The sequence below is a fragment of the Vibrio sp. D420a genome, from assembly GCF_030248625.1.
GTDB classification, from domain to species: Bacteria; Pseudomonadota; Gammaproteobacteria; order Enterobacterales; family Vibrionaceae; genus Vibrio; species Vibrio fortis_A.
This window is the reverse complement of record NZ_JAHGAN010000016.1, coordinates 20,682-34,609: the sequence shown is the minus strand read 5'-3', so window position 1 is coordinate 34,609 and position 13,928 is coordinate 20,682. Positions and strand designations below refer to the sequence as shown.

The window sequence follows — 13,928 nt, the reverse complement described above, 5'->3', positions numbered from 1 at the left end:
TGAGCCGTACAGAAAGAGCTGTGCGGCTTTTCTATATTTAAGTTAAGAAGCTAGTCTGTAAGACGCAACGTTAAACGAGTTGAGTTCAAACTAGCGAACAAGCAAAGGAATTAAAACCATGAGCAAGCCCATCGTATTGAGTGGTGTTCAACCATCAGGTGAACTAAGTATCGGTAACTACTTGGGTGCTCTACGTCAATGGCAACAGATGCAAGATGACTACGATTGCCAATACTGTGTTGTAGACCTTCACGCGGTTACGGTTCGTCAAGATCCTAAAGCTCTGCATGAAGCGACTCTAGACGCACTAGCTATCTGTCTTGCTGTCGGTGTTGATCCAAAGAAGAGCACGCTATTTGTTCAGTCACACGTACCAGAGCATGCTCAACTTGGTTGGCTTCTTAACTGTTACACGCAGATGGGTGAACTGAGCCGTATGACTCAATTCAAAGACAAGTCTGCGCGTCACTCGAACGACGTAAACGTAGGTCTGTTTGATTACCCAGTATTGATGGCTGCAGATATTCTGCTTTACGGTGCTCACCAAGTACCAGTAGGCAGCGACCAGAAGCAGCACCTGGAGCTGGCGCGTGATATCGCGACTCGCTTCAATAACATCTACTCTCCTGAGCAGCCAATCTTCGAAGTGCCAGAACCGTACATTCCAACCGTGAATGCACGTGTAATGAGCCTACAAGATGCAACGAAGAAGATGTCTAAGTCGGACGACAACCGTAAGAACGTGATTACGCTTCTGGAAGAACCTAAGTCGATCATCAAGAAGATCAACAAAGCGCAAACCGATGCGGAGATGCCGCCACGCATTGCTCATGATTGGGAAAACAAAGCGGGTATCTCGAACCTGATGGGGCTGTACTCTGCAGCAACGGGTAAAACGTTTGAAGAGATTGAAGCGCAATACCAAGGCGTAGAGATGTACGGTCCATTTAAGAAAGACGTTGGCGCAGCAATCGTTGAGATGCTAGAGCCAATCCAAGCAGAATACCGCCGCATTCGTGAAGATCGTGCCTACATGGACGCAGTAATGAAAGCTGGCGCAGAAAAAGCTTCAGAACGCGCAGCAGTTACCCTGAAGAAAGCTTACGAAGCCGTAGGTTTTGTAACTCGCCCATAGTTTTCAACCGCTAAATTCATTGCTAAAGCCTCTGTCTAGTACAGAGGCTTTTTTTTTGTTTCTACTGATTTAGATTTATAAAAACCTCACATTCACTACCTATATATATTGCGGCGATAATTAATAGATATATTTGTAAGCGTGCGTAATCAAAATCACCTTAATTGTTATATTGTACCAATTTTCTAAACTATAAAATTAATCCTTATTAATAGTTCACTTAACACTAACTTAATTAACTTTCTGAGATGTAGAGCAATATTTTGAAGATTTAGATGAAATGCTCTATTACACATTACCCATTCTGTTGGATTTATAATCAACGCCGTAATATCAGCGACATAAATGTGAAATAAACCTCATTTATGGTGTTTATCGCTTTATCTAATTACATAAAAGTAAGAGATTACACAGGTTTAATATAACTAGGTAAGCTTGGCTACATTCAGAATCACCCTTGTGAATCTGTGCTTTTTTACGCGTAAATTTCAATCGAAACCATATTTATAAAATAAATGGTTGGAATTTCTGCGCGCTAATTGGCTTTGGAACGATATTCCATTACGAGTGTTGAATTTAAGGAAATAAGTGATGTTAAAAAGAAATGCAGTGGCGCTAGCTATTTCTTCTTTATTTATGGCATCGGCTGTAAATGCCGTAACTATTTATGAAGATGAGAATGGTGACTTCGTAAAACTCTATGGTGAGGTCGGCGTTGGTGGTCATATTGGCGCTAACTACGAATACGGTGAGTTTTACGCAGACCAAACTTTCATTGATGACTCATTCGCAACCATGGGTGTGAAAGGTAAACAAGACAAGATGCACTATCGCTTAGAGCTGGACTATGAGCGTGAGAACTGGGAATACGGTTCAGGTGATATGGTTCTGGCGATCGATAAGGTCTTTATTGGATATGACCTGTACAAGAGCAAGAATCAAGAACACTACGTAGAGGTAGGTCTAACCGATACTGCATTTGATGATTACGACAAGTGGGGTGACTTCACTTTTGATACCACGGTTGAAACGGGTGAAGCTGGCGACCAAGACATGACCGCAAAGTATGAAGGTAAATACTTTGGCGCAATCAAAGTTGGCGCTTCGTACACCAACCGCGCTGAGTCATCTTCTGGCTCTGAGCTTGGCGAAATCGTGAATGGTTACATTGGTTACTTTGGCGATCGCTTCTCTGTTGTAGCTGGTGCGGAAGGCCGCGGTGGCTCTGATGGTAAATCGAAGTATGGCGAGCAGCGTCTACTAGGTGCGGGCGCGCGCCTTGCTGTGACGGAAACTTTCCACCTTGGTGTTAATGCGTTCTTCGAAGAAGAAGATATTGCACAGTCAAGAACACTGGTTTCAGTTGATCCTGTTACTGGTGAGAAAACTTACGTGAACAATGATTTTCAAACTCTAGAGAACAAAGGTTACCTGGCTTCAGCGAAGTACCAGTTTACTGATAATTGGGAGTTCACTGCTTCATACAACTACGAAGAGTATGAGCAATGGGCGATTGACAATCGCAATGAGCAAGCAGCAAGTGGCAACGACAAGCACAGCTGGGGTGATGAGCGCGTATGGGGCACATTAGGTGTCAACTACCGTCCAACACGTTCTAGTGTGATTGCACTTGAGTGGAACACTGGTGAAGCAGCTCAAGACGCTTACGCTTACGCTCGCGTTTACTTCTAATTAAATCAGAGAGATATCGAAATGAATAAAAAAATGACTCTACTTGCTGGTGCGATTAGTAGTGTGCTTAGCGGCGCAGCACTGGCTGACATCAATAATATTCTGATTACAGAGTATGTAGAATCGAGCGTTGATAGTTACGCAATCAACAGTGCAATCGAGATCACCAACACAGGTACTACGCCATTTACCTTTACCGACCATGCACTGTATTACAGCAGCTACAAAAACAAAGTTTTAAAGCCGGATGATGCAACCCCAGTACTGAAAGATGTCACTATTGCTGCTGGAGAAAGCATCGTAGTGGTTGGCGACAATGCGACTGCTGATCTGAAAAACGCAGTTGCAGCAAATGGTGCGACGATCGTTTACTCGGGCAGCTACGGCGGCATTGGCCATGACGCACTGAACTTTAATGGTGATGATCCAGTTTGGATTGGTGCGGATAGCAACCCAGATACTATCCATGACATTATTGGTGTTAGCGGTTCAACTTGGGGTAAAGAAGTTACTCTGCGCCGTACAAAAGACGCGACAACTCCAGACAGCTCTTATGTAGAACTACACTGGGCTAACGTAGGTACAGATGTTTACGATGATCTTGGAAAACTAACGCTAGAAGAGCCACCAACACCTCCGCCGCCGCCGGTTGAAGTAACTATTGCTGAAGTACAAGGCACAGGTAAGTTTTCTCCACTAGTAGAAGCGGAATTCGGTACGTCTTTAAAAGAAGACAAGTTCTATGAGACAGAAGCATCATACAAGCTAACTGCTTATGTGGGCTACGTACTGCCGAGTGCAGCTAGCGGTCTTTCTAAAGGCTTCTTCCTATACGATCACGATGGTAACCCACTGACTTCAGATGGTCTGTTTGTATATTCAAGCACTCAACCAGCGGTGGGTACAGAAATCACTGTAGTTGGTACTGTCCGCGAATACTTCGGTCAGACACAGTTTAATATGTCAGGTAACTGGGTAGAAACTGGCAATACTGTTACTCCTCCAGGGCCAGTTGAACTAAAACGCCTACCGGAAGACGGTGCTTCTTTTGCGAATACGCTTGAGCGTCACGAAGGTATGTTCGTTAAGCTTGTTGAAGACATGGACGACACTAAGACGGGCAATCAAGATATGCGCGTAACTCGTGCATTTGCCTTCGACTTCGAGCTTTACCACAAAGGTCAGTTCCGTAATAACTTAGCTCTAGCTTATGAAGAGCCTAACTTTCACCCGAACCAAGAGTACGTAGCAGGCAGCTTCGAGTCGATCGCTAAGATCGAACAAAACCGCGATGCGACTCTATTCCTTGATAGTGAAAAAGCACCAAGTAACGGCAAAATCCCGTATTACGCAGACTTTAGCTACGACAACCCAATTCGTATCAATGATGGTATCAAGAACGTAGAAGGTGTTATCGCCTATACCTACGATGAATACCGTCTAGTCGTGAAAGATCCGGCTGCTGGTGGTTATCAGATGACAAGTGCGGATATTACGCCAAATACGCCACGACCAGTTTCAAGTAATGGTGAGTATGACATCGTTAATGAAGATTACGATGCAGGCTTTACGATTAAGGTTGCAACACAAAACGTATTAAACCTGTTCAACTCGCCTTACGGTGGCAGTGCAAACCAGCATGGTGACAACCGTGGTGCAGAATCGGAAGAAGAGTACGAGTTACAAAAAGCGAAAATCGTTGAAGCTATCTACGGTCTAGACGCGGATATCCTTGGCTTGATGGAAATCGAGAACAACGGTTTTGGTGACTTTGGTGCAATTAAGACGCTTCTTGCTTCTGTTAACGCAAAATACAATGAAGAAGATTACGCCAAGCGCGGTGACCAAGACTCTATCCACAATCGCTATGTTTTTGTTGGCTTCGATAGCAATGGTGACACCATCCTAGATGAAAACGACACGATTGGTACCGATGCAATTACATCAGGTGTAATTTACCGTCCATCGAAAGTCTCTCTTACATCCGGTCGCATTATTCAAATGCCTGAGCAGCATGCTCCGCTAGTTGAGTACCCGGAAGGTGGCGCGATCATTGACGGCGATGGTGCTGTTCGTGAAAGTGGTGATAACTACCAGCGTAATACCGTTGCAGCGACATTCAATGTTCTTAATACCGGTAAGAGTCTAACGGTTGCAATTAACCACTTGAAATCGAAAGGTTCTACTTGTCATGAAGACTGGGTTGGCTGGGAAACTTGGGCTGATTTTGATCCAGTGAACGATGACGTTCGCAACGATGACTACCAAGGTTCTTGTGAAAACTTCCGTGTATCAGCTGCATACCAGCTAGGTACAGAAATGGCGAAAATTGGTGGCGACCAAGTTGTATTGGGTGACATGAACTCATACACCTACGAAGACCCAATGCTTGTTCTTACAGATAACCCAACGGGTAAAGAGATTTACGCATCAAGCTACACCTTTGTTGGCGATGAAGTGTTTGAAAAGAATGGCCAAAAGATAACGACAACATTTGGTTACCTAAATGCAGTTGATTTGAAAACACCTGCTGGCAAAACAGCTTGGAGTTACTCATACAACAACGAAATTGGTTCTTTGGACCACCTTCTAATCACACCTTCACTGAAAGATCGTCTGGTTGATGCTGCTGACTGGCATATCAATGCAGCTGAATCTTCATTGAATGATTACAGCAACTATAAGAAAGCATCTGATGAGGTTTCTAACCCATTCGCTAGAGAAACGCCTATTCGTTCTTCTGACCACGATCCAGCAATGGTATCGCTAGGCTACAAGTACGGTGAAGCGGGTGAGTCGAATGTGAATATTGCTGTGAAGAGTGGCCGTGCTGACATCGCATTCCCAGTATCAGCTGATGCGAGATCTGGTGATGTTGCTGAAATTTCTATTTCTCCACAACCACAAAATGTCTCTTTGCCGAAAGTGACGTTGAATCAAGATGGTGCACAAACAGTAATGTTTGACGTGGTTGGTCTGGATACGGGTACTTACACGATTTCGATGAAACTAATGGGAGACCGTGTTGCGGCTCAAAATGCTGGGGCATCTTCGTCTCAAGTGATTGAGTCGATGACAATGGCTACAAATATTAGCAAACAAGATTCGAGCAATGTGTCACCTGTGACTCCTGAATACGATGGTTCAGGTGGTAGCTTCGGCTTTGGTGCTCTGTTGTCACTGATGGGTCTAGGTTTCCTACGCCGCCGTCGTCAGTAATTGATAAAAGGGTTAGTAGTTATTACTAACCCTTTCTTTTGAGTAAAGCCGAGGAAATACAAGATTAACTTGGCTGATATGGATATAAATCTGTTTACCTTTGAGGTTCAAACATGAAAAAAAGTTTAATAGCGATTGCTGTTGGTGCTGTGATCGCACCTATGGCAAATGCAAATATTATTATCTCTGAGATCACCGAAGGATCTGGGAGTAACAAAGCAATTGAAATCGCCAATGTCGGTTCTTCTTCTGCGACTTTGGATGGTTATACGGTCGATCTTGCCCCGAATGGTGGTGACTGGAATAACAGCCAATCTTTGGATGGCGTGACGCTGGCTTCTGGGCAAACTTATGTCATTGTTAACGCAAGCGCTGCTGATGAATTAAAAGGTAAAGGTGACGTTGAGTCTACTGTTACTTACTTCAATGGTAATGATGCTGTCGCTGTGCGAAACAATGGCACTGTCGTTGATATCGTAGGTGCTGGCGACGGTCAAGATTTTAATAAAGACGTTACACTACGCAGAACAGACATGTCTCCAAGCACAACTTACGATGCAAGTAAGTTTGAAGTTGTAGATATGAACGATTGGAGTGACTTTGGCAAGGTTGAGCTAGGTGGCGGTGCCGGTGAAGTTGTTATTACTGAATATGTAGAAGGCAGCTCAAACAACAAGGCAATCGAACTTTATAACAATGGTTCTGAAGATATCGACCTAACAGGCTATAAATTGGTTCGCTATAAAGATGGTGACGAAACCCCATCAGAGATGGTGAACCTTGATGGACAAACGCTACCTGCGAAATCGGTACTGGTTGTTCTTCATGATTCAGCAACTATCACTCTAGATGATGGCGTAAGCTCTATTACCGGTGGCTTATATCATAATGGTGGCGATGCTGTCGGTCTCTTCAACGGTGATACACTTGTCGATGTAGTAGGCGCAGTCCCGACAGCGAGTGGTTGGGGTAAAGATATTACATTGCAAAGAAATGGCACATCACCGTCTGCGACTTACAATGAATCAGACTGGACAGAGCTAGCCAAAGATACATTTGACGGCCTAGGTAAAGTCAACGGTTCAGTTGACCCAGACCCTGATCCAGATCCGGACCCATCACCAGATACACTGATCAGTCAGCTTCAAGGTGACTCTTGGGCTTCTCCATACACAGACCCAGCTAATGGTAAATTCATCTCTGATGAAACCTTTACCGTTGAAGGCGTGATCACCGCGATTCAGAGCGAAGCGCTTGATGGTGATGTTGCTGTTGGTTTCTACATGCAAGATGAAACGCCAGATAGCGATCCGAAAACCTCTGACGGTATCTTTGTTGTCGGTGATGTAACAGGCTTAAGTGTGGGTGATAAGGTTCAGGTAACTGGTCCGGTTCAAGAAAACTATGGTTGGACTCAAATCCCTGCAACAGCCATTAAAGCGGTCGGCACTGGCTCTGTATCGGCTGTTAACCTTGAGCAAATTGCTTCAGACTCTGAGTTCGATTTCACCTTAGAACGTCATGAAGGCATGCTGGTTAACCTGACTTCAACCGTTGATATGCGCGTTTCACGCAGCTACAGCTTGGACGAAGGACCTAAGCGTTACAACCTCGTTCTTAGCCAAGGAAAAGCAAATGTTCACCCGAACCAAGCGAACTTCCCGGGTACTGACGAAGCTGCAAAAGCAGCGGATTGTAATGATGATGCACGCTTAGTCGTTGAGTCATTTAAGAAAGATACTGTTGGAGCACCAGTGTGGTACCCAGACTTTGCTAAAACAGATATTGATCAAAATGGTTCGACCGAAGATTTCATTCGCGTAGGTGATCGTGCAAGTAACCTTCAAGGTGTGCTTGGGTACTCATACTCAGACTACCGTTTCTACGTAACAGAAGATGCGAACAACGACAGCTTTATTGCACGTGGTAATAACCGTGATTTGGCGCCGAAAGTCGATGAGGGTGACGTTCGTATCGCAACGTTTAACGCTCAAGAGTACTTCAATAGCCTACAAGGTAGTGGTGAGAGCAATGACTTCTTGGCATTTGATGCAACACCAGGTGCGCAAGATTCAACTCAATTTGATCACCAGACAGCGAAGCTTGTTGCGGCGTTAACTGCGCTTGATGCGGACATCGTTGGTTTGATGGAAGTTGAAAATAACGGCTTTGGAGACAGCTCTGCGATTTCTTACCTAGTGACCCAGCTTAATGCTGACCTTCCAGAGACTAAGCAGTACAACATTGCTAGCAGTGAAGGACTAACAACGGTAGGTGAACTAGCGACAGCGAACTTTGTTATTTTCCGTCCTAGCACAGTAGGCTTAGATTCGTTACAAGTAATTCCAATGCCGAAACAAGAAGCTGAAAATGGTGAGTTTACGACTCAACATGCAGCTGTTGTCCCTGTCTTCTCGTTTAAAGATCGTGAAGATAAGCTTGTGGTTGCGGTTAACCACTTTGCGGATAAAGACCAAGTTTGTCTAGAAGATACATCGGATGACGATCGCCAAGGCGGTTGTGAGAATCTACGTGTGTCTGCGGCGGATTATCTAGGCCGGAAACTGGCTGAAATGGAAGGCGAAAAAGTCATCCTTGGTAGCCTAAATGCCTTCAATAACGAAGATGCAATCACCGTACTGACTGATCGTTCAGGCGCACCTGAAAACTACGAGATCAAGACGGCTGAAAAAACCTTCATCGGTGATGAATCTCTACACGAAGAAGGTGTGGTTGTTGCTGATAGCTACGGTTTTGAGAACGTAATGGAAATTGTAGATCCAAATAGCTACAACGTCGTTCAAGGAGATGAGAATGGTAGCCTCGACTATATTCTGACTTCTGCAGGTCTTAAGTCGAAAGTTGTTGGTGCAACCCATTGGAATATTAACGCCGGTGAATCTCAAACACTGGACGCTAAGCACGAACTGGGTCAAGCCTACTCTGACTCGTTCCGCGCTGCAGGGCATGATCCAGTAGTACTATCGATTGCCTTTGCAGGTAAACCAATTGATCCAGTTGATCCAGTGTTCCCGGATCCTGATCAGCCAGTACAACCGGGTACGCCAGTAGAGCTTCCTGATGAGCCAATCAATGAGCCTCGCCCTGAGTCTCCGATTGGTGGTGCTACCTTTAACCACTTTGTTGATCTGACTAAGTACTCAGACTCTGCTTACTTGAAAGTGGGTGATGAAGTGTCGGTAAGCTTCAACAATGCGACTCAAGCGTTTGTAGCAACCTCTTCAAATGTTCAGAAAGACGTTCTTGATCAGTTCGAAATTGCACTGGGTTGGACGGAAGTGCCTATCTCAGGTTTAGAGGTTGGTGAGTACACAGTAACAACAGCTGTTGAAGGTAAAGTGATTGAAACGCAGCAAGTGTCTATTACTCAAATGAGTGACTCTGGCAGCGATGGTGGTTCATTTGGCCTAGGCGGTCTATTGAGCCTATTAGGACTTGGCTTCCTACGTCGTCGTTTTAACAAGTAACCTCATTGCATTAAGGAGTAGGGGCCTCTTCGCCCCTAATTAAAAGTATGAAAAAGACACTACTGACTTTACTTATCCCGTGTGCATTCAGTGTTAATGCGGCATATGAACAAGCACATGATCCACATGTTGTCGGCACGCTACCTAAGGTAACTTGTCAAACGACGATTGTTGAGCCACCGGTTCCACCAGGTGAAGTACACAACCCAGATGGCTACTACGACAGCGCATTGAACAAAACAGGCGATGAGCTGAAAGAAGCACTAAACAACATCATCTCGACGGGGATTACACAGCTCTCTTATGGTGATGTATGGGATGCTCTTGCTACGACTGATGAAGACCCAGACAACAGCAGTAATGTTATTCTGATGTATACCGGTCGCTCTCAGTTGAAAACATTTACCAGCAGCGGCAACAACGATGGTGATGCTTGGAACCGTGAGCACAGTTACCCTAAATCGAATGGTGAGTTCAATGACAGTCGTGCTGCGGCATATACCGACATTCACCACCTTCGCCCAACAGATGCGTCTATCAACTCTGAGCGCGGTAACCTAGAGTTTGATAATGGTGGTTCGCCAACTTCAGAGTCTCCTGAAGCGGGTAACTTAAAAGACGGCGATTCGTTTGAGCCTCGTGATGAAGTGAAGGGTGATGTTGCTCGTATGATGTTCTACATGGCAACGCGCTATGAAGGCAAAGATACCAGCGATGTCTCTAACCCAGACCTTGAACTTGTGCCAAGCGTAACCAATAACGGCACTGCTTTAGGTAATGTTTGTGTACTTCTAGAATGGAATGAGCAAGACCCAGTTGATCACTTTGAATTTAACCGCAACAGCAAAATTCAAAAGATTCAGGGCAACCGTAACCCATTCGTAGATAACCCTCATTGGGTTGATACCATCTTCGAGAAAGATTGTAAGTAATCTAAGAAAAACGATATGAGGCGCCTAGTGCGCCTCTTCTTTATGGGGCTCGTTTAAATAGTAAATAAGTAGAAAGACTTGCCTTTCTAATCTCTTACTGCACAATACACATCCTATTGTTCTCTTCAATACGGTTACGATTTACGTATGTTACTTATCATCGACAACTACGACTCTTTTACCTACAACCTGTACCAATACTTTTGTGAGTTGGGTGCAGAGGTCAAGGTTGTGCGCAATGATGAGATTGATATTGCCGGTATAGAAGCGCTCAAACCAAATCACCTTGTGATCTCTCCTGGGCCATGTACACCTGATGATGCGGGTATTTCGCTTGCTGCTATCGAATACTTTGCTGGTAAGCTGCCTATCTTAGGTGTGTGTCTCGGTCACCAAGCTATCGCCCAAGTCTTCGGTGGCGAAGTGGTGAGAGCCAGACAGGTAATGCATGGAAAAACCTCGCCAATTCGCCATACTGGTAAGAGCGTTTTTCAAGGGTTGAACAATCCGCTAACAGTCACTCGCTACCACTCCTTGGTCGTGAAGAACGGTACTCTGCCGGACTGTTTTGAACTGACGTCTTGGACTGAGTTTGAAGATGGCCGTATGGACGAAATCATGGGCTATCAACATAAGACTTTGCCGATCGACGCAGTGCAATTTCACCCTGAATCGATTAAAACAGAGCAAGGGCACCAACTGCTTGCTAATTTTCTAGCACGCTGAGCGCTTGAATCCCTCTGACACCGATCACTTTTTATAACATTTATAGATGTGAATAATGCTTTTTCTGTCTATGCAAAGTTATTCGCGTTATTTCCTCTCGATCCCCTCTCAGAGCCTGTTTTACCTGCATTTCTTCTTTCCTAAAGCGCGTATAAGTAAAAAAAGCTTCATAAAATAGATACCTTGATGCATAAATAGTCATAGGTAGTAACGTTCGCCTGGCTGTTTAGCGTGGCGAAAGAATAATCTACTATTGAAAAGGTTAATTAAATGTAAATATAATGCTGCAGCAGGATGATGGCGAGACAAAATACCTTTGTCTCGGATATGAACCATTACGCTTATTTTGCGAAGCTTGCAGTATCGAGAAGGAATGTGTGATGACAGTGGAAAATAAAGTGGAACGTAGTCTATTTGATGAGGTCATGGTGCCTTGTTACAACCCTATGGAAATGATCCCAGTAAAAGGGGAAGGGGCACGCGTTTGGGATCAGCAGGGTCGTGAGTATATCGACTTCGCTGGTGGTATTGCGGTGAGCTGTTTGGGTCACTGTCACCCAGCGATGGTTGACGCTGTGACTGAACAAGCAAATAAGTTGTGGCACCTAAGTAACGTAATGACTAATGAGCCAGCACTGCGCCTAGCTAAAAAGCTAACAGACGTATGTTTTGCAGAGAAAGTATTCTTTGCAAACTCAGGTGCAGAAGCGAACGAAGCGGCACTGAAGCTAGCTCGTCGTTGGGCTGCAGACGTTCATGGTCCAGAAAAATCTGAAATCATTGCATTTAAACAAGGTTTCCACGGTCGTACATTCTTTACGGTTACTGTTGGTGGTCAAGCTGCATACTCAGATGGCTTTGGTCCTAAACCTGGTGATGTAACTCACCTTCCATACAATGATATCGAAGCACTAGAAGCACATATCTCTGATCGTACTTGTGCCATTATGATGGAGCCTCTGCAAGGCGAAGGCGGCATCATTTCTCCAACATCAGAGTTTGTGAACACTGTGCGTGAACTGTGTGATAAGCACAATGCACTGCTGATTTTCGATGAAGTACAAACAGGTAACGGCCGCACGGGTAACTTCTACGCTTACCAAGGCTTGGGTGTGACTCCGGATATCTTGAGCACTGCAAAATCACTTGGTGGTGGTTTCCCAATCGGTGCAATGCTAACAACTAACGAGCTAGCACCACACCTGAAAGTGGGTACTCATGGCTCAACTTACGGTGGTAACCCACTAGCATGTGCAGTTGCAGAAGCGGTTGTTGATGTTGTTAGCCAACCTGAAACTCTAGAGGGCGTGAAGGTGCGTGAAGCGCTATTCCGTGATGGTCTAGAGAAGATTAATGAAAAATATCAAATCTTTAGTGAAGTTCGTGGTAAAGGTCTGCTACTAGGTGCTGCCCTGAATGACGAATGGCAAGGCCGTGCGCGCGACGTATTAGTTGCTGCGGGTAAAGAAGGTCTAATGGTGTTGGTTGCAGGTGCAAACGTTGTTCGTTTCACACCATCACTTGTAATCACTAAAGAAGAAATTGAAGAGGGCTTAGCAAAACTAGATAAAGCAATTGCTTCGCTAGTATAAGCCTCAAGCGGCGTCATAGAAATGATCGCCACAAGAGCGATCTCATGACGCACAGCTCAAGGCCCAAGCTTAATGTTTTGGGCCTGTTTTGCATCTGGAGGGAATAATGATGCTTGTTGTACGCCCAATTAAATTATCTGATTACGATGCGCTACACACCTGTGCGGTCGAGTCAGGACATGGATTCACATCTCTTCCGGTTAACGAAGAACTGTTAACCAATCGAATTACACACTCTGAATACAGCTTTGCTAAAGAAAACGTAACTGAGCCGGGTGACGAAGGTTACCTAATGGTCGGTTTTGACGTTGAAACGGGCGAAGTTGCTGGCACGACGGGCATTGAAGCCTCGATTGGCTGGGATGTGCCTTTTTACTCTTACCACATCAGCAAAGTGGTGCACTCTTCACAACGACTTAAAGTAAATAACGTTGTTAAGCTACTGACTTTTGGTAATAACTACACAGGTTGCAGTGAAATTTGTACGCTGTTCTTACGCCCTGACTTCCGTAAAGGATTAAACGGCCGCTTAATGTCTAAGTGTCGTTTCCTACTTATGGCTGAACACCCAGAGCGCTTCTCTGAGACCATTTTTGCGGAAATGCGTGGTGTATCTGATGATGATGGTAACTCACCATTCTGGCAGTGGCTTCAAGAGCACTTTTTCTCAATCGACTTTACGTTGGCGGACTATCTAACGGGTATTGGTAAGAAAGGCTTTATTGCTGATCTGATGCCTAAGCTGCCAATTTACATCAACCTGTTGAGCCAAGAAGCACAAGATGTAATTGGTCAAGTACACGAGAAAACACGCCCAGCATTGAAACTGCTTGAGCGTGAAGGCTTTACTAACCGTGGTTACGTCGACATCTTCGATGCAGGCCCAACGGTTGAGTGTGATTTGCGTAATATCGAATCGGTGCGCCACTCAATTCGTGCTCAGGTTGAAATCAGTGAGCATGCAAGCTCCCAAGATTACCTGATTGGTAACACCTCATTTGAAAACTTCCGAGCGGTCGCTGCTAAAGGTGCTTATGACCAAGCTAGCGGTAAAGTGATCCTTGCGCCGAATGTGGCTGAGGCGTTGGAAGTTCAAGAAGGCGATTTTGTTCGTATGTTGGCTCAATAGAGCTTGATGGTTAGT

The 13,928-nt window shown here is 44.9% G+C and carries 8 protein-coding genes; all 8 read left to right on the top strand.

Annotation, left to right across the window (positions count from 1 at the left end):
- Positions 1–118: 118 nt before the first annotated feature.
- The 8 genes from trpS (at position 119) to astA (ending at position 13,913) form a co-directional block, all read left to right on the top strand.
- Positions 119–1,135, top strand: a complete 1,017-nt coding sequence (gene trpS, locus KI743_RS11785; RefSeq protein ID WP_032550015.1) for a tryptophan--tRNA ligase — start codon at positions 119–121, stop codon at positions 1,133–1,135.
- A gap of 591 nt (positions 1,136–1,726) precedes the next feature.
- Entirely contained in the window at positions 1,727–2,827 is a 1,101-nt protein-coding gene (locus KI743_RS11780; RefSeq protein WP_032550016.1) for a porin, read from the top strand.
- A gap of 21 nt (positions 2,828–2,848) precedes the next feature.
- Positions 2,849–6,046 carry an ExeM/NucH family extracellular endonuclease gene (locus KI743_RS11775; RefSeq protein ID WP_285466531.1) on the top strand — a complete coding sequence of 1,066 codons (3,198 nt, stop codon included), beginning with the start codon at positions 2,849–2,851 and terminating at the stop codon, positions 6,044–6,046.
- Positions 6,047–6,159: 113 nt separating this feature from the next.
- On the top strand, positions 6,160–9,534 hold the full coding sequence (locus KI743_RS11770; RefSeq protein ID WP_285466530.1) for an ExeM/NucH family extracellular endonuclease: 3,375 nt from the start codon (positions 6,160–6,162) through the stop codon (positions 9,532–9,534).
- 47 nt (positions 9,535–9,581) lie between these two features.
- Positions 9,582–10,466 carry an endonuclease I family protein gene (locus KI743_RS11765; RefSeq protein WP_285466529.1) on the top strand — a complete coding sequence of 295 codons (885 nt, stop codon included), beginning with the start codon at positions 9,582–9,584 and terminating at the stop codon, positions 10,464–10,466.
- A 147-nt stretch (positions 10,467–10,613) separates the two neighbouring features.
- On the top strand, positions 10,614–11,192 hold the full coding sequence (locus KI743_RS11760) for an aminodeoxychorismate/anthranilate synthase component II (protein WP_285466528.1): 579 nt from the start codon (positions 10,614–10,616) through the stop codon (positions 11,190–11,192).
- A 380-nt stretch (positions 11,193–11,572) separates the two neighbouring features.
- Positions 11,573–12,784: an aspartate aminotransferase family protein gene (locus KI743_RS11755; RefSeq protein WP_032550023.1), complete on the top strand. Its 1,212-nt coding sequence runs from the start codon at positions 11,573–11,575 to the stop codon at positions 12,782–12,784.
- A gap of 109 nt (positions 12,785–12,893) precedes the next feature.
- On the top strand, positions 12,894–13,913 hold the full coding sequence (gene astA / locus KI743_RS11750) for an arginine N-succinyltransferase (RefSeq protein ID WP_152469571.1): 1,020 nt from the start codon (positions 12,894–12,896) through the stop codon (positions 13,911–13,913).
- The last annotated feature ends 15 nt before the right edge of the window (positions 13,914–13,928 follow it).